Raw genomic sequence first — 24,673 nt, 5'->3', positions numbered from 1 at the left:
TTAAATAGAAAGAGAAACCCGCTTCAATTTGAAGCGGGTTTTTATTTATATAGACTTATAAAGTTCTTTAAAATTTGGCACGTGAGTAGTTAGTTTGAGTTTTTTGTAAACGTTGATATTGTGTTTTACCAGCCTTTTTATCAGGCTTGAGTTATTGGTTGCTTTATAATACTTTGGACGATTTACAATTTTTTTTGATTCGATAACGAATTGTAATTCTGCTCTACCAAAAACTTTACCTCTGTCAATTGGGTTGATGTAGAAAAGAATCTCGTCTTTATTGGAGGCATTTTTATCTATATAGCACAAAAGCACACTATCTGTTAGGTTTATTCCATAAACTGGAATTCCTAACTCCTGTGCGATACCTGCATAAATTATGGATATGATAATGTAATTGCCTTGTTTTTGTGATAAGACTGTACCAATATCTCCATCCCAATTTGTTGGTTGATTGGGCGATAATGCCTGGTAGTTGTAAATGTTGTAGAAAAAATGATTGAGAATCTTGATTTTCTCCAGTGCAGTGAGTTGATCGTTCAATTCTAGCCACACATCCTTCTTAATCTTCTCGATTTCCTTCCTGATTGAATCAGTAATCAAGTTTGGATTATAGCTTTTGTTGACCAGAATGGCACCTTCAATCAAATCCTGAGAATCGGTTTTTCCCCAAGTAATTAACTCATTTTTTACATGAGTAAATTGAATTTTATTGATGACTTGTTCTAGTCGTTCCTGAAGCAGTGTACTTTTGGAATCCAACCAATAATCTTCGAGTTGAGGAATAGCAGAAACTGGCAAGTTAATCAACTCATTTTCGATTCTTTTATAGATTTCCGGTGTAGGATCATCCAGTAAAGATAATAGAGCGGTGAGTTTATTCTCGTTCATAACTTAAGGTTTTGGCCCGAATAAATATAAGAAAACCCGTAAGTAAAAACAATCTTACGGGCTATTTATTTGAAAATTAGGCCAAAACCAACTTAGCTCAATCTGTCAAGAACAGTATTGATTAAGCGTTTTACTGTTGGTTTGTAATCTTTGCTGGCATCTTTGGTGATACGATTGGCAATAATTGCGCAAACCGCAGCAGCATTGTGTCCTAGCATTTTTGACAATCCAAAAATGGCAGAACTTTCCATTTCGTAATTGGTGATTTTTTCGCCTTTAAAATCGAACTTTTCAATTTTATCATTTAAATCAGGATCTAGAGTTTGTAAACGCAAAACTCTACCTTGTGGGCCATAAAATCCGTTGGCAGATATGGTTACACCTTGAATCATATCCTCTCCATCAAGTTGGTCGATTAATTTTTCTGATGCAGGAACAACATATGGTGAAGCCAATTTAGCATCCCAATTAACGAATTCTTTAAAAGATTTTTCAAAATCAAGATCCGAAACATTGTCACGATCAGCATAAAAGTTTAGCATCCCGTCGAATCCAATTGATTTATTGGATAATAAAAATGAATCTACAGGAATATTACCTTGAAGAGCTCCTGATGTTCCAATTCTTACCAAATTAAGGCTTTTGTGTTCTGCTTTAGGTGTTCTGGTTTCTAAATCAATATTAACCAAAGCATCTAACTCATTTACTACGATATCGATGTTATCGGTTCCAATACCAGTTGATAGTGCAGAGAATCTTTTTCCCTTATAGGTACCAGTTGTGGTAACAAATTCACGATTAGAAATTGTGCATTCCACTTCATCAAAGAAGCTAGCAACCAATTCCACTCTTCCTGGGTCTCCAACTAAAATAACCGTATCGGCTAAATGTTCAGGACGAAGGTGCAAGTGAAATACACTTCCGTCAGGATTAATAATTAGTTCTGATGATTTAATTTTTTCCATATTCAAAAAATTTGATAGCAAGGAGCCGAAACTATAGAAAATTTTTTAATCTACAAACTAACAAAATGTAATCTTTCGATTTCTTTGCTGTAATTAGCATGAACAAGTGTTTAAAATCGATTTTTATTATATTATTGTGCTATATTTAAATGAAAATAGAATCATAAATAAAAATTATAAATACAAGATCATGAAGAAGCAACCCTATTTTTTAATTGTACTGGCATTTTTTGCTATTATCCTAATTTTATCAGGATCAAGTATGTTCATTACTCTTCAGCCTGGTGAGCGAGGTGTAATTTTTAGAAAGTTTTCTGGTGGATTGGATAAGGATAATGTTTATATGCCAGGATTCCAGATTATTGCTCCATGGAACGATATGCATGTTTACGATGTGAGAGAACAAAAAAGTGAAGAAACTATGGATGTTTTGGATAAGAATGGTTTGTCTGTAAACATTGATGTTTCGGTTCGTTTTAACCCACTTTATAATAAAATTGGGTATTTGCACGAGATCTTTGGTAAAGATTATATCAGCCAATTGGTAATTCCTGAGGTTCGTTCTTCGGTTCGACAAGTTGCGGGTAGATATACAGCTGAGGAGATTTATTCAACCAAAAGAAAAGAAGTTGAAGAAGCTATTATTACTGAAACTTCTATGGTGTTGAAGAATAACAACATTCAAATGAGAGCTCTTTTGATTCGTTCGATTAATTTACCAGAGAAAATTAAGGTTGCCATTGAGAGCAAATTGCAGCAAGAGCAGGAAGCTTTGGCTTACCAGTTTAAATTGGAAAAGGAAAAAAGTGAAGCGGAAAGAAAAAGAATTGCAGCTGAAGGGGAAGCTAGAGCAAATAAGATTATCAATAGCAGTTTAACTCCATCACTTTTGAAAATGAGAGGAATTGAAGCAACTATTAAGTTGTCAGAATCTCCAAATTCGAAAGTTATAGTTATTGGAAGTGGAAAAGATGGAATGCCATTGATTTTAGGAAATAATTAACAGTTTCTGAAAAAAAGCTAAAAGTTATAATTGATAAATTTGAGTCGCTTGCGTTTGCAAGCGACTTTTTTTCGTTCGTACGCGTACAGCTATTGTCACGTGAGCGTTCACTTTAATCGTATAGAAAATAGTGCAAATAATTAATAATCAAAAAATAAAAAATGATGGCATGATAAGTGAAGTAACGCAAATGCTATTGAAACATTCAACCAACCATTAAAGAAAACTAAAATCAACCATGTTAAAACAAATTTTATCAACCTTATTAATTGTTATTCTGGTATTACCAAGTTTCGCCTTACAACCAAAGAAAGAAATTATGGCTATAAGAGTATCAAAAAAACCTTTAATCGATGGAATTCTTGATGATTCTGTGTGGAAAGGTGTGCCTGTAGCCAATAATTTTATACAAATGGAACCAGATAATGGAGCAGCTACAAATTACAAAACAGAAGTAAAATTTATTTATACCAACAATTCAATTATAGTTGGTGCTAAAATGTACGATCCAGAACCAGAGAAAATATTAAGGACACTAAGTAAAAGAGATGCAATAAACAATGCAGATTTTGTATCCCTGGTAATAGATCCGTTTAATTCAGGATTAGATGCTTTTGAATTTATTGTTACAGCTTCAGGTGTTCAGTGGGATGCAAAAGTTGTAAAAAGTCGTGAAGATACCAGTTGGGATGCTGTCTGGAATAGTGCAACAAGCATCCATGAAGACGGATGGTCTACAGAGATTGAAATACCTTATTCGGCATTGCGATTTCCAAGTAAAGAAATACAGGAATGGGGTGTAAATTTTCTTCGAAATATTCAGAGAGATAGAGAGAAAACAAGTTGGAACTTTATTGACAAAGAAGAAGATGGATGGATTAATCAAAGTGGAGTTCTTCGTGGTGTGGAAAATGTAGAACCTCCGGTTCGTTTGTCTTTTACTCCTTATTTTTCTGCTTACTATGATAAATTTTCTGATGAATCGAAAGGAGAAACAAATTTTAGAGGAGGAATGGATTTAAAATATGGCATCAACGAAAGTTATACTCTGGATATGATGTTGATTCCTGATTTTGGTCAAGTGCAATCGGATGATGAAGTATTGAATCTTTCACCTTTTGAAACAAAATTTTCGGAAAAACGCCAATTCTTTACCGAAGCAACAGAGCTTTTTAACAGAGGTGGTGTTTTTTACTCCAGACGTATTGGAGGCAAACCTAGATATGCATATGATGTTTACGATAATCTGGGCGAAAATGAAATAGTTACCGATAATCCTGCAAAAGCAAAAATTATTAATGCTACCAAGGTTTCTGGTAGAAATTCAAAAGGACTGGGAATTGGTGTGCTTAATGCAATGAACAGAAATACTTATGCAAGTATTAAGGATACTGTTACGGGTGAATCACGCAAAGAAAAAATTCAACCATTTACCAATTACAATATGTTGGTGGTTGATAAGAGCCTGAAAAATGAATCGTTTGTAAGTTTATTCAATACCAATGTTTATATACCCGAAACGGATTATATTGCAAATGTTACTGGTACCGAATTCGATTTCCGGAATGAAAAAAGATCACACAATGTGAAAGGGAAGGTAATTGCTACTCAGAGATATCAGGATGAATCCAAAGATCAAATAGGATACATGCATGAGGTTCAGGTTGGAAAAATTCAAGGAAAATTTACTTGGAATTATTTTCACAGAGTTATGACAGATAAATACAATCCTAATGATTTGGGCTTTTTGTATCGTAACAATCAAATTAATAATAATTTGAACTTTTTCTACGATAATTTTGAGCCTAAAGGGGCGGTTATTCAACGCCATGCCAGGTTTCAAATACATCATGAAGCCAGATATGAGCCACGTAGATATACTAGTATTTCACTTTACTATAATGCCAGGTTAAAGTTTCGCGATCATTTTGCAATGGGATTTTATGGAAATACCCGTCCTATGCACAGATATGATTATGAAGAGCCACGGGTTTCTGGAATGAAGTTGAGAAAAGGTTCATCAACATTTGCTGGCCTTTGGATTTCGACAGATTATAGAAAAGCTTTTGCCTTGGACATAGATGCGAACTATGGTGTTCGTATGTCTACGGATGATCTAAAATCTTTCAGACTTAAAGTTTCACCTAGATATCGTGTAAACGATAAGTTATTAATGGTATATGAGACAGCTTGGAGTAGAAATCTGGATGAGCTTGGTTATGCAAGTTCTGAAACGGATATTAATGATTTAACCACCGTTTACATAGGAAATAGAAATACAGCAAGGTTAGAGAATAAACTCTCGGCCAATTATATTTTTAACAACAAAACATCTTTGAGTTTTAGAATGCGCCACTATTGGGCAAAAGCCGAATACAAGGATTTCTATACACTAATGGACAATGGGAGAGTTGCCGACTCTGATTACAATGAAAACCACGATGTAAATTTCAACACATTTAATGTGGATATGGTGTACAATTGGCGATTTGCACCAGGTAGTGAGTTAGCTCTGGTTTGGAAGAGTTCAATTCGTGATGCACAAGATGAAATCAGACATGGTTTTGTAGACAATTTGAAAGATACGTTTGACGCAACACAGCTTAATAGCTTTTCGGTTAAACTAATATATTATATCGACTACATGTCCTTAAAGAGAAAAGGTTAATGGTAAACCTACTTAAATTTTACGGGCCTTAACTTTCCGTGAAAGCTTATGAGTTTAGTTTTGAAGGGTTTTAGGGGAACTTCTTCAAAAGCAATTTTTAAGTGTGATTAGTTAGTGTTAAGTAATAACGATAAAAGCAGCAAATGAAAGTTTGCTGCTTTTTAATTTAAAATTAAATTTGTACAAAAATTAATAACTATGATACAAAGAATACAATCTTTATACTTGTTGGGAAGCTTTATTTTAATTGGGATCATGTTCTTTTTCCCATTGGCTGAATTAATTGATACTGCAGGTCAAACTTACGAGTTTTTGTACAGGGGAATTCCTGCAGTTACTGAAGGTGCTCCTGCAATATTTATTGCCTACCCAGTAGCAATTTTATTATCGGTGATTGCACTGGTGAGTTTAATTACCATTTTCTTGTTTAAAAAGCGAATGATTCAAATTCGCCTTACCATCTTTAACATGATTTGTATGTTGGGTGCAATGGGTTTAATTTACTTCAGCATCAACAGTCAGGCAGGTGAATTAAATGCGATTGCAAGCTATAGCATTATCAATGCATTTCCTTTGGTAGCTTTAATCTTAAGTTACCTGGCATTAAGAGGAATTGGAAAAGATGAAGCAATGATTCGCTCAATGGATAGAATTAGATAAGCAGAAACGATATAAACTGAAAATACCGGCTCAAAAGGCCGGTATTTTCAGTTTATATCATGTTTATAGATCATTATGCTGTTGGACTAGCATAATACTCCGGGGAGATGAAAAGAATAATTAAAACATAGATCCATGACACAGCCTCGGATTTACAACTTGTAATTGTTGTAGAGACAGCATTAATGCTGTCTTTACAAGATAAATAAAATAAGAACCTGTATTTTATACTTTCTCTTTAGGCCTTTCTAGCCTTCCCCTTTTTTCCTTTCATTTCTCTGGTCTTCTTTTTCATCACCGAGTGCCCGAATTGCCCAATCAGTTTGCCCAGTTCAAAGTAATAACCGTGCGAGTAGGCAATAGGACGAGCTTTGCTAAGCAAGAACTTGCCCGTTTTCTCGTTGATATATCTTTCATCAGCCTGCACATTAACCACCTCTGCAATAAACATATCGTGCGAACCCAATTCAACAATGTTTTTCACCTTACATTCAATGCTCAATGGCGATTCTTCAATAATAGGTGCCGATATTTCTTTCGATGGAGCAGGAGTAAGCTTCATTTCTTCGAACTTATTGAAATCCTTTCCCGATTTAACTCCGCACCAATCGGTAGCATAGGCCAGGTTTTTGGTTGTTAAATTGATTACAAATTCTCCCGATTCCTTAATGATATCGTAAGAGTGTCTGTTCTTACGCACCGAAATGTAACACATTGCAGGATCGCTGCAAATGGTTCCTGTCCAGGCAATTGTTATGATATTGTAATCTTCAGGTTTCGATCCGCAACTAACCATTACAGCTGGTATGGGATAAACCATGGTTCCCGGTTTCCAATGTTGTTTTGCCATTATTATTTTGCTTGATTTAATTCAACGTACAAACTTACAAAATAGACTCGATAGTACAATTTATGGACATGGAGATGTGATAACTTAATGAGAGTTCGGTTCGGAATGCATCGAGAAGAAATCAACAGCTTTGAAGATGAAATCAGAAGAAGGTAAGTTTTATTCAGAGGGCTGCGAGGATGATTCAGTTCGCTGCGAGGATGGTTCAGCGAAGGCGTTGTTCTTTTCAGTAGACTGAAAGAATCGTTCAATTCACACCTTGGGTGATTCAGTATGCTCTGAGTATGGTTCAAAAGGGCTTGTGATTAATTCATTGCGTGGAGAATTTCATTTATAAGGAGCTGATTGCGTTTCAGTAGACTGTGATTTTAATTCAGTAGAGAGTGATGACGTTTCAATAGGATGTGTGTCTGATTTATTAGGTGATGAAAATAATTCATCGACCAGTGAGATCCATTCAATGGCCTTTGATCCTTATTCAATAGATGGTGAGATCGTTTCAGTAGCCTTGAAATATCATTCAGTGGGTGCTAAGATCAATTCAGTAGACTTGAAGATCAATTCAATGCATTTGGGAGATTGAAGAATATCCTGTAATGTTTAATAAACTGCACATACTTCTTGCTACATGCTTTGATTGGTAAAGGCTAATGCTTACATTTGCTCAAAATTAAATTGAGATTTTATCCATTAGGTAAAGGATTACATCATGAGTAAGGAAGTGGAAAAATTAATGGTGGAAGCTGCAGAGTTGGCCAAAGCAGAAAAATATGAAGCAGCAATTGAAATGTACAAATCTGTATTGGAGCTTGATGCTAAAAATATTGAGGCTCAGTTTCAAATTGGTGAATTGTACCATCAAATGGGGAACCTGCCAGAAGCACTAAGTGCATACCTACACACTACCGATTTGGATTCCGAACACAAAAAAGCCAATGTTAAAATCGAGATGATCAAATCGATTATGGATTTCTTTAATCCGGATCTTTACAATCCATAGAGAGATCAAACATAAATCTACTAGAACTATTGTTTGTTGAGTATACGTCGATTTTTTATCTCACAGGTTTGATTTTAATATATGTCTATTGAAATATATTTGTATATTCACCTGTAGACAAAGGTGTAGAGGGCTTTCATTTATAGTAGTGAATTTTCTGCTATAAATATAATAAAGCTTTTTCTTTTTTACTTAGAGTTATTGTTTCTGGAAGAATTAATGAGTCCGAAAAAACAAGAAGTTCTTTGCCATCCTTCTTATCTTGTAATGTGTATTTTAAATCAAATGAGGCTTTTGGTAAGTCTCCATAAAGATCAACTATTTGAGGTGTATTGTCATAAGAAACTAACCAATTAGCGTTTCTAAAGTTTAAAAGGTAGTATGCTAAATTTTGATGATCTTCGTGAGTGTAGAAATTGAGATATAAGTTTTTTCCCTTATTGTAATAAGGAGGATCTAAATATAAAAAAGTGTTATTTTGTTCTAATGATTCTCGGTTATTGTTAAGGTATTCTAACGAGTCAGAATTGGAAATTGTAATATTGTTTTTCTTGTTTGCAATTATTTCAATGCGTTTGATTAAATTTTTTTTGTTGTATCGTGCATCGATTAGGTAATTTCCTGTTTGTTCTAAACCTCCTATTGGTCCTGCCTTTGCTAGTATTCCAGAGCGATTAGTTCGGTTAAGAAAGAAAGTGGAAAAGCCCAGTGAGATCAAATCAAAACTTTCAGGAGAGGCATAAATCTCTCTGTTTTTATGCCATTCCTCCATTGTGACAGGCGTTTCTTCAATTCTTTTAATAATCTCCTCTGGATGGTGTAATACAGAATGCCAAAACGCATATATGTGTATATCAGCATCGTTTAGGTGGATGTTTTTCACAACATCATTTAATAAAAGATAAAGCGCAGCACCAGCTCCACCCGCGTATAGTTCAAAATAGTCACATCCCTTTAGGTTGTTAGATTCTATTATAGATTCAAGGAATCCTCCAATTACTCCTTTTCCACCAGGATATCTAAGAGGACTATTGCGTGAGGTAAAAGCCATATTATTCAATTTTCGGGTGCAAATTAACAATTTTTCTATGTAATAGACTAATTAAAATATTAGTCTGGAGAATTAAAATTCCACACCTACCACTTAAATGTTGTAATTGCTAGTTTAATTGAGGTTGTTGTTTTTCTATATTTTTTTTGTTTAAATCTTCTATTAATATTTGAATAACACCGGATAAGTTATCCCATAATTCTTTTAATTCATCTTTATTTGGTATAACAAATTCGTTGTGAACAAAAAGATTAAAATCGTGATGATTTAAAAACTTATTTCCTTTGCTTATATATTGTTTTAGTGCATGATGAAGTTTGGGATCTTCAATAATCTGATTTTCCACAATGAATGATAGCATTATCATTAAGGAAGGCAGCCAATCTTTAGGAACTCCTCCATTTAAACTTCTAGGAAATTCTTTATTTGGATCTAATGTTATTTTGAATTCAAGAGATGCTAACTCTTTAAGAATTTTTTTTCCTATTGCTTTATGATTTTTCATGATCTCTTTACTTTTCATCTTTTTTAGTTCTGGTAGGAGATCGTTTGATAATATATACCTATAGGTAATCATGTCTAAAAAGCTTCTGAATAGAATTGCAGCAGCGTTAGGCATTTTGTCTAGAGATAATTTATTTTGTAGCTCATCTGCAATTGTATCGATACGAATAATGCCAGTGTTACAAATGAATTCCTTGGGAATAAGGTAGTTTTTTCTTGTTAATTTGGGTTTACGTTTAGATTTTGTTGAAGTATTTTGATCCTCTAAAGGCAGGCTGCTTTCCAAACCTTCTTGCCCAATTTCATTTAAGGTAACATTGATGTTTTCTTTGTCCATCTTAATTGATGAGTCAAAAGTTCCATTATTAAAAAAGTCTTCTAGGTAGGATTTGAGTTCTTTATCTTTATTCATAGTTCTTGAGTTGAACTTGTTCTCAAGTAATCCTTCTACGATAAACTTCAATCGGTTGGTGTATTCATCTTCAGGAATATGTCTGTTAAAGGTTCCATCTGGATTAAATGATACTCCAAGGAATTTTTTACCTGATTTAAAATTAAATATTCGTTCTAAATTGGTTAAAGGAAATGATGTTTCGTTATTTAGTTTTTCCTTCAATTCACCATTGAGGTCTAACTTTTTAGTTTCTTCATACATGAAATATCTACTTACATAAGCAGTAATTTCATTAGTTTGGAACTTTTTTTCTAAACTCTCTATTGTTTCACCCTGAGTAAGTTTATAGTAATAGAATCGTGCTTTTTTAATTACCCCCCATGGTTTTATCTGTGGATTGGTGTGTCTTGCTTCAATGATGATATCAACATCATCTCTTGATGGAGCTATTATTGATTCTATTTTTTTTAATAAAGCAGGTTTTATGTTTTTTGCAAGATTTATAAAAGTTTTTTGTTTGTTTTTGGGTGCCAGCATCGGATCCAACAGTACTTTGCATGCAGAAACGCGCCTGTTACCTTCAATTACTACGAATCGACTTCTTTCCTTAACAATGTAAGGCATCTCATTTGGCCAATAACCATGTTTCGAAATACTTCGAGCTAATCCAATTAACCCTTCTTCTTCAATAAGATGATTAATAATTTGTTTTTCAGAGGCTTTCCCTTGTAACTCTTCAGGTAGTCTTGGGTTGTTTCGATCAAGGTGTATATTTGAAACTGCTCTAAAATGCTTTGGCCATTTACTATAGTCGATCATGTAATTTTAATTTTGGGTGATAGTTTTTATTTCTTTTTTTTATGTCTGGTAGATATAATAAATGAAAGAAGGGCATTAAGAAGATTTTTAAAATTCAATTCCAATATGACTCTATCTTTCGTTATCCAGGCATGTGAGTTGATTAGAATTCAAAAATAACTTTACCAAATGATTTTCTTGCTATTTCTTCTAATTCAGAGGTGCGTTTGGGTGATGAGTTACGCATTATAATAGTAGTCTTTTCATATGAATTTTGGACTAAATTTATTAATTCTGATTGGCGATATGATTCAGCATCAATGCTAATTCCGCCTCCCGCTTTAACTATACTTAATAATTCACTTATTTTTTTAGGCATTTTATTATGTGTTTAAGATTAATGTTAATCAAATGTACAAATTGTGTATTTGCTATCAAAATTGTATTAAGTTAATTTTAATCTTCTTCGATTTCATCTTCAAGAAATATATGCCTGTATTTAAATGCTAATATGGATATTATTGTAATTTGAATAAATATATTAATTAAGTAGTTTAATTCTAGATTGTTTGGTATAGCAGGAATGTAACCTAATAGAAATTGGAATAACCAAACAAAGAAAAGAAATGCAGGAGTAATAGCTATTAATCCAAGTATTATTTCAGGATCATATTTATCTTCTCCTATAAATAGTGCTATCACAATTATTATAAACAGAATTGCCCAAACTGAAATAGCAGATATAAAGTGTTTTATTGGAGCTTGCGATCTAATGGATTTGTAATCTTCGTATCCGACAAAAGAAATGAATTCAATTGTCGAGTCTAATAAGCTTTTTCTGTGTAAGATTTCTTTTTCGATTTTATTTAACTCAGACTTAAGTTTAGGATCAATGCCCTTATTGGTTTTAATTTTCTCAATTTTTTCTATTTGGGTTAATTTTTGATTTTTGGAGTAATTGTACGTAAATCCAAAGTGGTCGTTTAGTATAAAAGCTAATGCAATAACCGATGTTATTCTAATAGCTAATACGGTATTTGAGACTTTTCTGTCTTTAAGAAACTTAAATATAAAATTCCAAAGTTCGTTCATGGTTTTTGTTAACTTTTGTGTTTAGAAATGCAAAGCTAATAACAACCATCCCAAGCAACCAAAATTATGACATTTTAATTATGTTATCATGTAAAAAAGACCAATTATTTTTTGGTCTATAAGTAAATTTTGTTGTTTTCTATTCTTTAGGAAATCAATTCTCATGACCTATGATTTCCTTTTGTTTTGGAACGCCATTGTGAGATTCATTTTGCTTTAGCAATACATCTATCTTTTTTTCCAAATTGTCAATTTTCTTCTCTAGTTCGTCGTTATTATCGCTCACCATTGCATCAACAAAAATGGAGTTTACTAAGGACAGACCAAAAATACCTCCAGTAAGAAGAATAAAAATAAAGTAGAAATAAGTGAAAAAGGCTGCCGTAGGAGAGTAGCCTTGAGTTATTTCTTCGGGTATTTCAAACCATCCCTCTACAGTAAAAATCTTAAATATGGAATAAAGAGAGATCAGTGGATTCTTAAAGTATTGCGGCGCGCTTGATTCAAACAGGTAAAAGGAGAATACGCCAATAATGAAAATGTAAATGGCAAATCCGATTAGTACAATAACCGAGGCCTTTAGGGCTCTTTTAATGTCTTTGAATAGTTGATCGACACCAGGAATAAACTTTAAAAATCGGAATGATTTAAAAACCCTCATTAATCGAAATACCAACAAGAAGCTGATGTCAGAATCATGTTCATGAAAAATGAAGGTAACAAATGCGGGTATGGAGAGAATCACCAGTACAAAATCTAACTTGTTCCAATTGGAAGCAAAATAACCTTTTAAACCAAACTCATTGAGTTTAATACCCAATTCAATTAAAAACAAGCCTGTAATTAGATTATCCAGAGTGTGAATAAAAAATGTATGAAACTCAGAAAGGGTAAAACCGCTTATAAATAACAGGATAGCATTAAACAGGATTAGGCTGAGAATTATTTTATCGTTTAGGAACAGTTTTTTTATCATGGGTTGTTTAATAGGTTTTGTATGGGCTAGCAGCGTAAAATTTAAGTAGTTTGTTGGCGACTGATCAAATTTACAAAGCTTATGCAAATATTCAAATTTTTGTTAAATCAGAAATTGTATGAAGAATTGTTGTTTTGATATAATACCGATTATTAATTAGTATGAGCCTTTTGTTGGTATTACTCCAAAAGACTAACTAATTATATCGGCATTTCAATTTAATATTCCACAGTTTCGTTAAAACTCACTTTGAAATTTAAATGGTATAAATTGTACGACAACAAAAAGAGGCTGTCCCAAAAGGAACAGCCTCAATCAAATTGAAAATTAAAGTTTACTTGCCTGCGATTTCAACCCACCATTCAGTGGATTGTGAAAAATCGTGTTGGTTTAAATTAATATTTTCTCCAATTCGGGGAGTTAGTATGGTAACTTCAAGTTCTTTGGCTTTTGTCTTAAATCTTTCCACAGGCTCTGTCCATGCATGGTTTGCCAATCGGTACGAACCCCAATGGATTGGAATGACTCTTTTTGCTTTTACATCCAAACCAGCCTGAACCGATTCTTCGGGCATCATATGTACATCGGCCCAAAGCTTATTGTATTGTCCGCATTCCATTAAACCAATATCGAAAGGGCCATATTTTTCGCCAATCTCTTTAAAATGTTCACCATATCCGCCATCGCCACTAAAATAGATGCTCTTGTCTTTTCCTTTTAATACCCACGACCCCCAGAGTGTTGATGATTGATCTGCCAATCCCCTGCCAGACATGTGACGAGTAGGAGTAAAAGCGAATTGGATTCCTTCGAAAGAACTTTCATCCCACCAATTGAATTCCTGAATCTTGCTTTCATCAACTTTCCACGATGTTAGGTGATTGCCAACGCCAAGTGGAACAAAAAATCTATCAGTTTTGTCTTTTAGGTTTACAATGCTGTAATAATCCAAATGATCGTAGTGATCATGAGAGATAAAAATTGCATCAACATGTGGAATGTCGATTAAATCGATTGGCATCTGATTGTTGTATTTCTTTCTTCCAAAGAAGGAATGTGGGCCGGTTTTTTCGCTAAATACCGGGTCTAGCAAAATGGTTTTGCCATTTAGCCTGATCAGGAAAGAAGAGTGTCCCAGCCAAATTACTTCGTTTATAGAATCTGCTTTAAGTTCTAAATTATCTGAATTTAAACTTACTACCTCAACATTCGATTTTGGATTTACGTTGGGATCGGGACTCAGCATTTCGCGAAACATTTTAGAGAAAGAGCGCATGCTCATTTCCATTTCAATCTTTTCACGATTAATGAATTTTCCATCCTTATAGTTTGGCAGCAGAGCATAGGCTTTTTTCTGTGTAGCATTTGCTCTTCGTCCAAATTGTGGACTGACATAAATAAATGAAACTCCAATAATACAGGTAATCAACAATAAAATTCCTAATCCTATTCCCATCTTTTTCAATCTTTTCATTCTTATTTTCTTGGTGCAACTCTAATTTAAGTTGCGGTACTCTACTGGCGATAAACCAGTTTTCGATTTAAAAATTTTACTAAAATACTGTGGGTATTCAAAGCCTAGTTCATTGGCTATTTCGCTAATCGAGTTGGTAGTACTCAGTAATTTAGTTTTGGCTTTTTCGATTAATCGATAATGAATGTGTTCCTGCACGCTTTTGCCACTTTCTTTCTTAATTAGGTCGCTCAAATAATTGGGCGAGAAATTCAATTGTTCGGCGCAATATTTCACGGTTGGAATGCCAAATTGTTCTGCTTTGTCGGTATTAAAGTAATCTTTTAGTAAGCTTTCCAGTTTGCTTAAAATGTCCTTGTTGTAGGAGCTTCTTGTAATAAACTGTCTGCCATAATACCTGTTGCAATAGTTTAAAAACAGTTCCAGACTCGATAGAATTACATCATTGCTAAAATGATCAAGATTAGCACAGTATTCATCTTTAATTCTTTCTAAAAGGTCTGAAAGGTTTTTCTTTTCCTGATCTGATAAGTGAAGTGCTTCATTCACTTCGTATGAGAAGAAAGTAAATTCCTGAATCTTTTTTGCAAGAGCACTTTTGCGGATTAAATCAGGATGAAAAAACAACCCCCATCCCGAATATTCATCAGACTCATCTACGTTCTCTTTGGTAATTACCTGGTTTGGAGCCATGCAGAAGAGAGTTCCTTCTTGAAAATCGTATGTTTTTCGTCCATATCTTAAATGCCCACAATTGGCACTTTTCAGCATGACCGAATACAAGGAGGAAACCACTTTAACATTACTTCCTAAATTTATAGGTTCAACCTTCGAAAAATCTACAATAGAAATTAATGGGTGCTGGGGCTTCTCAAATCCCATTATATCATGAAGTTCCGATATGGTCTGGATGTTTATAATGTCGCTCATTTCTTTATTGTTTTGTCTTAATATAGTCAGATAATTGGAAACTATTCCCCATCGAATTGTTAATTCCTACTGATATCGATGGAGAATTTACCCAGTACAAAAAATTGCTAATGATCGTAGTTACAAATTTACGGTTTACGATTTTTGATGATTTATACCAATTACTGAGGCTTGTATACAAATTACTGATTGTGTATAAATGTGAAAATCAGAATACAAAAAAAACTATTCCTGAGTTCCATAGAGTTTATTTAAATGTAAACCTGCCAATCGTGAATATAGCAGTGGAAATAAAAGTGCCAGGCACCAAGCTTTATGGGTTGAATTTTAATTCCTTAATAAGCTAAAAAAAACAAAAAAATTAATCCTTTTGTCACCCCATATTTAAATGAAGCTGTTATAGGTATGATTAAAGAGAAAAATTGTTTATCCAGTTAGGCCACAGGCCTATTTTTTCATAGATAAAAAACCCCGAGATGTAGTACTCGGGGTTTTTTGATATCTGCTTTAATTGAAGAGTGTATTTTAAAAGGAGATTTATTTTAGCAGTCTCCATCATCATAAATGCAGTTCGAGACTTTATTTGTAATGTTTAAAATTATAAAGAACTTGATTTGGCAATTCAATCCTTCCAGAAAAACCATTGCAGGTAAATAGAGTCCGTTATCACCCATCTTAAAGTATATTTGGAATAAGAAAATTAAATGAAGAGTTTAATATCATGCGGATTGACACGGTGGGGTTTCTATCCGCATTTTTGTATCTTAGAACAGAGATGTTAAAAATGACTTAATTGTTTCACAGAATGACGCTTTTGTCTTTTACAGGGATTTAAAAAGAACTACTTTAGTAGTTTGAAAATTGGGGAAATATATAAATATTATGAAACTGGATCGCTTAAAGCTTAACATAGAGGAAATTCCATTTAAAAAAACTCTGAGTTTTGTTCCATTAATTAACAAGTTAAAAGAACAAAAAAAAATAAATGGCAGTCTTGATATCCAAGGTGAGGCTATTTTAAAATTAGTAGAGGAGAAACCTGAATTAGCACGTGCAGATTTTGATGTAAATGATGTTGAGAAATTCAAAGATGAGATTCATATTTTAATGGGGTATTTCTTTACTCCTGTTCAATATCGTGAAGAAATTGGGGTTGTTGCTACACCTTTTGATGATCAGAACTTTTATTTTACCCCTAAATACCTGGAATTATATGGAAATGAAAACTTGATCGTTGAAATGGTTGAGCAAAAAGATCAGGATAAGTGTTTTAAGACATTTGGGATGCTTTTTTATGCTTATTCTATGATTCTAAAGCGATATTATAATTTTGAGTTGGGGCTTGGATACCTTTTCATGTATAAGGTGACGGATAAGCTCAACGATCTGGTAAAATATTATAAACTTGAGGTTGAGAAGTCTTGTATTGATATTACCTATACTGGCAAACTACCTAAGCTTAGTGAAGAGCAGTTGCATCAAATGATTAATAATCCTTTGGATATGGATTTTTGGCTGGAAACCTTGCCGTTGGATCAGTTTAAATTCTCAGGATTTTTACCATTTCGATATGTTGATATTAGCCAGATAGAAGTGATTTCATCCCTTAAATCTCAATTGTTGGAGAAATCTTCAATCATCAACAGAAATAATTTTAATCAATTAGAACAAAATATCAGATCTCTTCTTGAATTACCAAACCTAAAACTGGGAATAATTGCATTTGGAATGAACGAAGGGAATGTTGAAAACCCTTCTGACTTTTGGCATGGATTTTTAAGTGCAGATCGTTTTGGTTGTGAAGATTATAGGAAAACCATTTATGAAGAAGCTGGTGAGCAAGGTACTCCAATCCTAATCAATGATCTTTCTAAAAGAGAAAATCTGAATGAAGTAGAGAAAGCCTTGCTTGATGAGGGCATAAGAAACATAGCAGTTGTGCCTCTCTATAATGAAGATGAGATGGTAGGTGTAATGGAACTCGGCTCTACCAAGGCGTATGATATTACATTTTCTAAATTGCGTATTATTAAGGATATCATTCCTGTATTTTCAATTGCAATACAAAGAACCAGTGAAGAGTTGCAGAATAAGATAGAAGCCATAATTAAAGAAGAGTGTACCGCTTTGCATCCAAGTGTGGAATGGAGGTTTACTCAGGCGGCTTCTAATATGTTGTTGAAGAAAGCAAAAGGGGAATCTGCTAAAATGGAAGAAATCGTTTTCCCAAATGTTTACCCTTTATATGGCGCGATTGATGTAAGACATTCCTCAGTAATCCGAAATCAAACAATTCAGGATGATTTATTGGAGCAATTGGAACTGATACGGAATGTTGTATCGAGTGTGAATGCCATTAATAGTATGCCAATTTACGATCAGTTAATTTATAAAATTGACTATTTCAAAGACGGTATTAAAAAGGGCTTGTCATCAGGAGATGAAATGAATGTGTTGAATTTTATCAGACATGAGGTTGAGCCACTATTCCCTCACTTCAAAGATAATGGAGAAGAAGTAATTCTTGCCATAGATAATTACAAAGAAAATATCAACCCAGGATTAAATCTGGTATACAAAAGAAGGAAAGATTTCGAGGACAGCTTGGGTCTTATTAATGATTGTGTAACAAATTACCTAGAACAGGAAGAAGAAAAAGCTCAGGCAATGTTTCCTCACTATTTTGAAAAATACAGAACGGATGGGGTTGAGCACAATATTTATATTGGCGAAAGTATAGCGAATCATTTAAATTTTGACAGAATTTACCTTAAGAATCTGAGATTGTGGCAACTTATTGTAAGTGCTGAGCTGGCTAGAAAAACTGAAGCTTTAAAAAAATCTCTGCCAATACCAATGGATACAACAGGATTGATTTTGGTTCATAGTCAGCCTTTGGCAATACGATTCCGTCAGGATGAGAAGAAGTTTGATGTGGATGGTGCTTACAATATTCGTTATGAAATTGTGAAGAAGAGAATTGATAAGGCTAAAATTAAAGGAACTGATGAGCGATTAACCCAACCGGGGATGTTGGCTATAATTTTTAGTCAGGAAAAAGAAATGGCGGAATATCAGAGATATTTGGAGTACTTGATTTCAGCTGGCTATTTTGAAGACCAAATAGAGTATCATACCTTGGAAGATTTACAAGGAGTATATGGTTTGAGAGCAATTCGAGTTAAAGTGAAGAATGGGAAGGAGAAGGATGTTTTGAAACTTGCAGAAGATTTAAAAATTGAAAATTAAATTCAAATTGAACAAAATAACAGAATGAAACATTCATTACTAGTAATCCTTTTTATATCTCTGAATTTTATATCATCAGCTAAACTTAAATCTGATACGCTTGAAAATAAAAAGAGACCAAAAATAGGCTTGGTTCTAAGTGGTGGGGGTGCCAAAGGATTTGCTCATGTTGGTGTATTAAAAATTATCGATGAATTAGAAATCCCTATTGATTACATTTCTGGTACGAGCATGGGGAGTATTATTGGAGGTTTCTATTCTATTGGGTACTCGGCTAATCAGATTGAAGAGATGATTCTAAGCCAAAATTGGGATAAATTGCTGGCTGATGAAATTTCCAGAAAATATGTTCCATTTCATGAGAAACAAAATTATGAACGCCATGTGCTGTCTTTTCCTATAAAACCTAAAGGAATTCAATTGCCTAGTGGAATTGTTAAAGGGCAAAATGTGATCAATTTGTTTGAGAGATTATCTATAGATTATCATGATGTAACTAACTTTAAAAATCTGCCAATTCCCTTTGTATGTGTAGCTACGGATATTGAAACAGGAGAAGCCGTAATTCTTGATAAAGGTTATCTTCCCGAAGCCATGAGGGCCAGTATGGCTATACCAACAGTATTTTCACCGATTGAAATTGATGGACGATTACTGGTTGATGGGGGGATGGTAAATAATTTTCCTGTAAAGGAAGTAATTGATATGGGAGCCGATATTGTAATTGGCGTTGATGTGCAATCGGGACCGAAATCTAAGGAAGAATTAAACTCATTTCTTGACATTATCAATCAAACGGTTTCTTTAATGGCTTTGAATGAATTCAAGAAGAATGTTGATTTTGTGGATGTGTACATTAAACCTGATATAAATAATTATTCCGTAGGGAGTTTTAACGAAGCTGATTCTTTAATTCGAAAAGGGGAAGAAGTTGGAAGAAAGTATATTTCTGAGCTGAAAGAATTAAAAGAAAAATATCAACTAAAAAAGAAGAAAATAAAAAAATACAAGCCTCCCGTTGATAGTACAACCTACTTCGTTAAAAATATAGAATTTGAAGGATTAAACGAAGTTAGCAAATCTTTGCTTGCTGGTAAGTTGAACTTGGACACTCCTGGAGAGGTTTCATTGCAACAGCTAAAGAAAGGGATAAACCGAAGTTTTGGTAGTAGATATTTCGATAATGTGGATTTTAAATTAATTGGGAATAAAACCAAATCGCTTCAGGTTAGGGTAAAAGAGAGAACTACCAAGAGGTTTAATGTAGGATTAAGATACGATTCAGATAACAAAGCGGGAGTTCTATTAAATACTACTTTTAGAAATAAACTGAGAAGTGGATCGCATTTGTCTTTTGATTTAAAATTGGCCGAAAATCCAAGATTTGTAACAACTTATGCAATTGATAACGGCTTAAAACCGGGGCTTACTTTACAAGCTGAATATAATGATTGGCGGGTTGATGGTTTCGAGGATGGCAAAAAAGTTGGAAACTATGATTTAGATTATTTCAAATTAGATTTGAATACTCATTCTATTTTAAAGGAATCTTACTCGGTAGGTGTTGGGGTCAAGGCTGAATATTATAAAATAAAATCAAACTATAGCCTACCCGATGTTGAACTGGAGGGGACCGATGATTATTTTTTCTCATATTATACCTTCTTAAGGTTAGACTCTCATGAAAAGGCTTATTATCCTAAGAGAGGAATTAGTCTATATGGAGAATATAAACTTGTTACAAATAATGGAGCAAGTTTGGATGGTATGGAAAGACCTGCTTCAATTGCTTATTTAAAAGTTCAGAAAGCAATTAGTATTTCGGATAAATTTACGGTTTACCCAAAGTTCTATGGGCGAGTGATTTGGGGTAAGAATATTCCTGAATTCTTTATGACATATACAGGAGGTATTGACCAAACAGATTACTTTGATATTCAAATGCCGTTTGTTGGATTAGAAAGAATGGAAGTTGCATCTACAAATTCTTTTGTTTTTAGAGGAGATTTTCAATATGAGTTATTTAAGAATAACTATTTGATTTTTAAGGCAAATGTTGGTAAAATTACCGAAGATGTAAATGAATCATTAAGTACAGGAGAATGGATTAGTGGAGTTGGTGTTACCTATTCGTATAACAGTATTATTGGTCCAATGGAATTTTCATTGATGTATTCCAATAAAAAGGATAAAGTGTTAAACTATGTGAGTCTTGGTTATTGGTTTTAATATTATATGAATTGCAACAAATCAATTATAATCGTATTTTGAATCAAAGTGTTAATTGTTTTTTTTGTTATTGCATTAAGTAAAAAATACACACTATGAGTTTGAGGAAACTGTTTATATTTCTATCATTTTTAATTATGGGAAATTGTGTTTCTGCACAGTTGTATTCGGATTCAACCCATTATGACTGGAACCCTAGTGTTGTTGGTAGTGAACCTGTTCGAGGATACGAGGCATCTTATACTGGAATGACTGGTTTTGATGTGGGATCTAAATCGGAAATCTATGGTGATGGGAAGTCCAAAATTGATTATAATCGAATCTTTAAAACCAAATTGCGTTTTCCGATTTTGATAAAAAAGAATCTAAAAATTGCTGGAAGTATTGAGTATAGCGATGAAGAAATTCATTTTCAAGACAGTAAAAATATAAGCTATCCATTTTATCGGAGCTTGCATGATAAAAATATGAAGAGTTTAGGAGGTAGTTTGTACCTTATGACTCAATGGAAAAGGAATAGGTATTTCATGTTTCGTTTTAATGCGAAGTTAAGAGGAGATTACTGGAAAGAACACATTGGAGACGTTAGCAAATACACATTCTTAAAAATGGAAGTTTCTCCTGTGATTGGATGGAAAGTTAATAAGTATAAATCTTGGGGACTTGGAGTTGCATTTTCATATACTTTTGGTGATCCACTGGTTTTTCCAATTTTTGCTTACAATCATACTTTTGCTGATAAATGGGGAGTTGTAGCTTTTCTTCCTGCTAAAATTAAATTAAGATATCAGCCTTCGGAACTTTGTTTTATCAGTGCTAAAACTTACCTAAAGGGAGGAAGTTACAGTATTCATTTTGATGAACAGACTCAAAGTGAGGAAATATTGAACCCGGATAATCCTGCATTAAGTGATTTTAAAACCTTAGAATTTCGTAGATCGGATATAAACTTTTCTCTTGAAATAGAAAAAGGAATTACTGATTGGCTATGGTTGTCTTTTGAAGGAGGATACAGAAGTAATATCAATTTTGATGTTACAAATAAAAATAGCACGCTTAGTTTATCTGGAAGTAAATTAACGAATGAGGATAATATCATTGATTCCTATGCCAAAGGGGGGATGTTCTATAATCTGACCTTGTTTGTTGTTCCTTCAAAATCTCTTCTTAAGCAAATTGGATTTAAATAAAAAGGCAATACTCCGTAGAATATTGCCTTTGTATCCAAACTAATAATCACACTACATTTCATTAGAGAATACCGATTCAGCGATGTCTCTAAGATTGTATCTGGAAGCCATTGCTTCGCCATATGCTCCTGCAGAACGGAGAGCAATAATATCGTTACGTTTTGTAGTGGGTAAACTAACAGCTTTGCCAAAACAATCAGATGATTCGCAGATAGGACCAACTACATCATAAATTTCTTCTTGGCCATTCGAACTAATATTTTCAATTTTGTGATAAGCCTGATACAGTGCCGGACGCAATAGTTCAGTCATTCCTGCATCGAGTATAGCAAATTTTGTATTTACCCCATTTTTTACATACAAAACTTTGGAAATTAAACTACCGCATTGTGCAACTACTGATCTACCCAATTCGAAATGCAATTCCTGGTTAGGAGCAAGGTTTAAAAACTCATCAAATATTCCGAAAAAGGTAATAAAATCAGGAATTGGGTTTTCATCAGGATGATTGTAATCCACACCAAATCCACCTCCAACATTAATATGATTGACCAATATTTGACGTTCTTTAAACCACTCTTGAATCTCATTAATTCTAAGACAAAGACCTTTAAAAACGCTTAAATCTGTAATTTGAGAACCAATATGAAAATGCAAACCAATCAATTCAATATTTTTTGATTGTTTTAATGTTTCTAAAACTGATTCGAATTCCCAACGGTTAATTCCAAATTTATTCTCTTCAATTCCGGTGGTGATGTAATGATGTGTATTGGCGTTCACATTAGGATTGATTCGAATGGCAATTCTTGCTGTTTTATTGGTTTGCTCCGCCAATTCATTTATTAATTCGATTTCTGGTATCGATTCACAATTGAAACAGAAAATGCCAGCCTCAAGTGCTGTTAGAATCTCTCGATCTGATTTTCCTACACCCGCATAAACAATCTTGTCAGCTGTATAACCAGTTTCCAATGATCTTGTTATTTCATTTCCACTCACACAATCAGCACCAAATCCATAAGCCTGAATTAACTTCATGATTTTAGGATTGGCATTGGCTTTAACTGCATAATGAATATGATATCCATACCTGGATGCTTCTGTTTTGATAAGATCCAAGGTGTTTTCTAATAACTCCATATTGTAATAATAAAATGGAGTGGGAATATTTTTGAATTGATCTATTCTTGTACTGTTGAACATGATTCAATTAAATTTTGAATGTAAAAACCTAAAATAAATTTCTGCTTAAAGCTTGTAGTGCCAATGCTTTATCTTCTTGATTTACAAGAACAGATATGTTATGCTTGCTACCTCCATAAGAAATCATTCTGAGAGGAATATTTTCCAAGGCCTCCAGTACTTTTTTAGCACTCCCTGTTGATTCAGAAATAAAATCACCAACAATACAAATGATCGACTGGTTTTCATCGATTTCAACATTTCCGAATTTTACCAATTCCGATTCAATTTCTTTAAGTTTACTATCATCATCAATGGTTAATGAAATTGCAACCTCAGAGGTTGTAATCATATCGATAGGTGTTTTATAGATCTCAAATATTTCAAACACCTTTCTTAAGAATCCATAAGCCAAAAGCATTCGTCCGGATTTTATTTTTAGCGCAGTGATTCCATCTTTTGCAGCTATGGCTTTAATTCCTTTCCCGGTTTCATCATCTGTAATTAATGTTCCCTCGTCAGCAGGACTCAGCGTATTTTTTAATCTAACTGGAACACATTTTAGCTTACATGGCATAATGCTCGATGGGTGCATGATTTTTGCGCCAAAATAAGCCAACTCCGCAGCTTCATCAAACGATAGTTGTTTTAAGGCAGAGGTGTTTTCAACATATCTTGGATCATTATTGTGGAAACCATCAATGTCAGTCCATATCTGAACTTCATCAACTTGCAGTGCAGAACCAATTAATGAAGCCGTGTAATCGCTTCCACCTCTTTTTAAATTGTCAACTTCTCCGTAGGCATTTCTACAAATAAAACCTTGAGTAATAAATAATTTGTGTTCTGATTCTTCAGCAAGAATTCGTTCCAAGTTTTCCTGGATGTAGAAATAATCAGGTTCACCATCTTTATCGATCCTCATAAAGTTTAAAGCTGGTAAAAATGCAGAATCAACACCAATCTCCGATAAATAATAATGGAACATGGCAGTAGAAATTAATTCTCCTTGTGCTAAAATGGCCTTTTCCTGTAATGCAGTAAAACTTCTGTTTACAAAGTTTTTGATGTAATTAAAATGAGAAGTAATTAACTCGTTTCCTTTGCTTCTGAAATCTTCTGTGGTAAATAATTCCTCGATTCGTTTTCGATACTTTTCCTCCAACTTACTGATTTGCTCACTCGCTTTTTGCATGTCCTTTCGGTAAAGGAGTTCAGTAATTTCAACCAGGGCATTTGTGGTTCCTGCCATAGCCGATAAAACGATGATAACTGGTTCATCACACTGAACCAATTGAGCCAAATTCTGAATTCTTTCAGGAGATCCGACTGAAGTACCGCCAAACTTTAAAACTTTCATTGGTTAATAGTTTAATTTGTTATCCCAATTGAATGGGAGTTTATTTGTTTCGCTTTTATTGATATTTTCTAATTGAACTGATGAGTTTAAAAAAAGCCTGCAGAATTTCTGCAGGCTTCTATATTTTTAAGCTTTACATTATTCTACAACATCACACAAAAAACAACTGTTTATTGCGTTTATTCTGCTTCTTGTATTTAAATG

Annotated in this window: 20 protein-coding genes; 8 read left to right on the top strand and 12 right to left on the bottom strand. The window is 33.6% G+C overall.

The window, feature by feature from the left end; translation table 11 throughout:
• Positions 1-45: 45 nt before the first annotated feature.
• Entirely contained in the window at positions 46-891 is an 846-nt protein-coding gene (locus M0051_RS00190) for a transglutaminase family protein (protein ID WP_306739527.1), read from the bottom strand.
• Positions 892-983: 92 nt separating this feature from the next.
• Positions 984-1,856 (bottom strand): nucleoside phosphorylase, encoded by an 873-nt coding sequence (locus M0051_RS00185; protein ID WP_306739526.1) that lies wholly within the window; start codon positions 1,854-1,856, stop codon positions 984-986.
• Between the two features lie 190 nt (positions 1,857-2,046).
• Between M0051_RS00185 and M0051_RS00180 the strand changes: the two genes are divergently transcribed.
• The 3 genes from M0051_RS00180 (at position 2,047) to M0051_RS00170 (ending at position 6,187) form a co-directional block, all read left to right on the top strand.
• Entirely contained in the window at positions 2,047-2,859 is an 813-nt protein-coding gene (locus tag M0051_RS00180; RefSeq protein ID WP_306739525.1) for a prohibitin family protein, read from the top strand.
• A gap of 319 nt (positions 2,860-3,178) precedes the next feature.
• Positions 3,179-5,527 (top strand): DUF5916 domain-containing protein, encoded by a 2,349-nt coding sequence (locus M0051_RS00175; protein WP_306739524.1) that lies wholly within the window; start codon positions 3,179-3,181, stop codon positions 5,525-5,527.
• A 198-nt stretch (positions 5,528-5,725) separates the two neighbouring features.
• Positions 5,726-6,187 carry a DUF4293 domain-containing protein gene (locus M0051_RS00170; RefSeq protein ID WP_306739523.1) on the top strand — a complete coding sequence of 154 codons (462 nt, stop codon included), beginning with the start codon at positions 5,726-5,728 and terminating at the stop codon, positions 6,185-6,187.
• 238 nt (positions 6,188-6,425) lie between these two features.
• Here M0051_RS00170 and M0051_RS00165 read toward each other — a convergent pair whose 3' ends face one another.
• Positions 6,426-7,037 (bottom strand): flavin reductase family protein, encoded by a 612-nt coding sequence (locus tag M0051_RS00165; RefSeq protein ID WP_306739522.1) that lies wholly within the window; start codon positions 7,035-7,037, stop codon positions 6,426-6,428.
• A gap of 406 nt (positions 7,038-7,443) precedes the next feature.
• Here M0051_RS00165 and M0051_RS00160 point away from each other — a divergent pair, with 406 nt between their 5' ends.
• Both M0051_RS00160 and M0051_RS00155 read left to right on the top strand, forming a co-directional pair.
• Positions 7,444-7,620 carry a hypothetical protein gene (locus M0051_RS00160; RefSeq protein WP_306739521.1) on the top strand — a complete coding sequence of 59 codons (177 nt, stop codon included), beginning with the start codon at positions 7,444-7,446 and terminating at the stop codon, positions 7,618-7,620.
• Between the two features lie 126 nt (positions 7,621-7,746).
• On the top strand, positions 7,747-8,037 hold the full coding sequence (locus tag M0051_RS00155) for a tetratricopeptide repeat protein (protein WP_306739520.1): 291 nt from the start codon (positions 7,747-7,749) through the stop codon (positions 8,035-8,037).
• Positions 8,038-8,197: 160 nt separating this feature from the next.
• Here the strand turns inward: M0051_RS00155 and M0051_RS00150 are convergent, their stop codons facing one another.
• The 7 genes from M0051_RS00150 to M0051_RS00120 all read right to left on the bottom strand — a co-directional run bounded on the left by M0051_RS00150 (position 8,198) and on the right by M0051_RS00120 (position 15,256).
• A complete protein-coding gene (locus tag M0051_RS00150) occupies positions 8,198-9,088 on the bottom strand; it encodes a DNA adenine methylase (RefSeq protein WP_306739519.1) in 891 nt (296 codons plus the stop codon).
• Positions 9,089-9,197: 109 nt separating this feature from the next.
• Complete coding sequence (locus M0051_RS00145; protein WP_306739518.1) at positions 9,198-10,805, bottom strand: ParB/Srx family N-terminal domain-containing protein; 1,608 nt, start codon at positions 10,803-10,805, stop codon at positions 9,198-9,200.
• A gap of 142 nt (positions 10,806-10,947) precedes the next feature.
• Positions 10,948-11,163, bottom strand: a complete 216-nt coding sequence (locus M0051_RS00140) for a hypothetical protein (protein ID WP_306739517.1) — start codon at positions 11,161-11,163, stop codon at positions 10,948-10,950.
• Between the two features lie 77 nt (positions 11,164-11,240).
• Positions 11,241-11,876 (bottom strand): hypothetical protein, encoded by a 636-nt coding sequence (locus M0051_RS00135; RefSeq protein WP_306739516.1) that lies wholly within the window; start codon positions 11,874-11,876, stop codon positions 11,241-11,243.
• 154 nt (positions 11,877-12,030) lie between these two features.
• Complete coding sequence (locus tag M0051_RS00130; RefSeq protein ID WP_306739515.1) at positions 12,031-12,852, bottom strand: ion transporter; 822 nt, start codon at positions 12,850-12,852, stop codon at positions 12,031-12,033.
• A 334-nt stretch (positions 12,853-13,186) separates the two neighbouring features.
• Positions 13,187-14,326 carry an MBL fold metallo-hydrolase gene (locus M0051_RS00125; protein WP_306739514.1) on the bottom strand — a complete coding sequence of 380 codons (1,140 nt, stop codon included), beginning with the start codon at positions 14,324-14,326 and terminating at the stop codon, positions 13,187-13,189.
• Positions 14,327-14,347: 21 nt separating this feature from the next.
• Positions 14,348-15,256 (bottom strand): AraC family transcriptional regulator, encoded by a 909-nt coding sequence (locus M0051_RS00120; protein ID WP_306739513.1) that lies wholly within the window; start codon positions 15,254-15,256, stop codon positions 14,348-14,350.
• An 882-nt stretch (positions 15,257-16,138) separates the two neighbouring features.
• Between M0051_RS00120 and M0051_RS00115 the strand changes: the two genes are divergently transcribed.
• The 3 genes from M0051_RS00115 (at position 16,139) to M0051_RS00105 (ending at position 21,924) form a co-directional block, all read left to right on the top strand.
• Positions 16,139-18,505 carry a GAF domain-containing protein gene (locus M0051_RS00115; protein WP_306739512.1) on the top strand — a complete coding sequence of 789 codons (2,367 nt, stop codon included), beginning with the start codon at positions 16,139-16,141 and terminating at the stop codon, positions 18,503-18,505.
• A gap of 24 nt (positions 18,506-18,529) precedes the next feature.
• Positions 18,530-20,734, top strand: a complete 2,205-nt coding sequence (locus M0051_RS00110) for a patatin-like phospholipase family protein (RefSeq protein WP_306739511.1) — start codon at positions 18,530-18,532, stop codon at positions 20,732-20,734.
• 95 nt (positions 20,735-20,829) lie between these two features.
• Positions 20,830-21,924: a DUF6268 family outer membrane beta-barrel protein gene (locus M0051_RS00105; protein WP_306739510.1), complete on the top strand. Its 1,095-nt coding sequence runs from the start codon at positions 20,830-20,832 to the stop codon at positions 21,922-21,924.
• A 51-nt stretch (positions 21,925-21,975) separates the two neighbouring features.
• Here M0051_RS00105 and lysA read toward each other — a convergent pair whose 3' ends face one another.
• Complete coding sequence (lysA, locus tag M0051_RS00100) at positions 21,976-23,130, bottom strand: diaminopimelate decarboxylase (RefSeq protein ID WP_306739509.1); 1,155 nt, start codon at positions 23,128-23,130, stop codon at positions 21,976-21,978.
• 28 nt (positions 23,131-23,158) lie between these two features.
• Positions 23,159-24,469 carry an aspartate kinase gene (locus M0051_RS00095; protein ID WP_306739508.1) on the bottom strand — a complete coding sequence of 437 codons (1,311 nt, stop codon included), beginning with the start codon at positions 24,467-24,469 and terminating at the stop codon, positions 23,159-23,161.
• Between the last annotated feature and the right edge of the window lie 204 nt (positions 24,470-24,673).

It is taken from the genome of Marinifilum sp. D714 (assembly GCF_030851345.1).
Classification (GTDB): domain Bacteria; phylum Bacteroidota; class Bacteroidia; order Bacteroidales; family Marinifilaceae; genus Marinifilum.
This window is presented reverse-complemented; position numbering and strand designations above follow the sequence as displayed.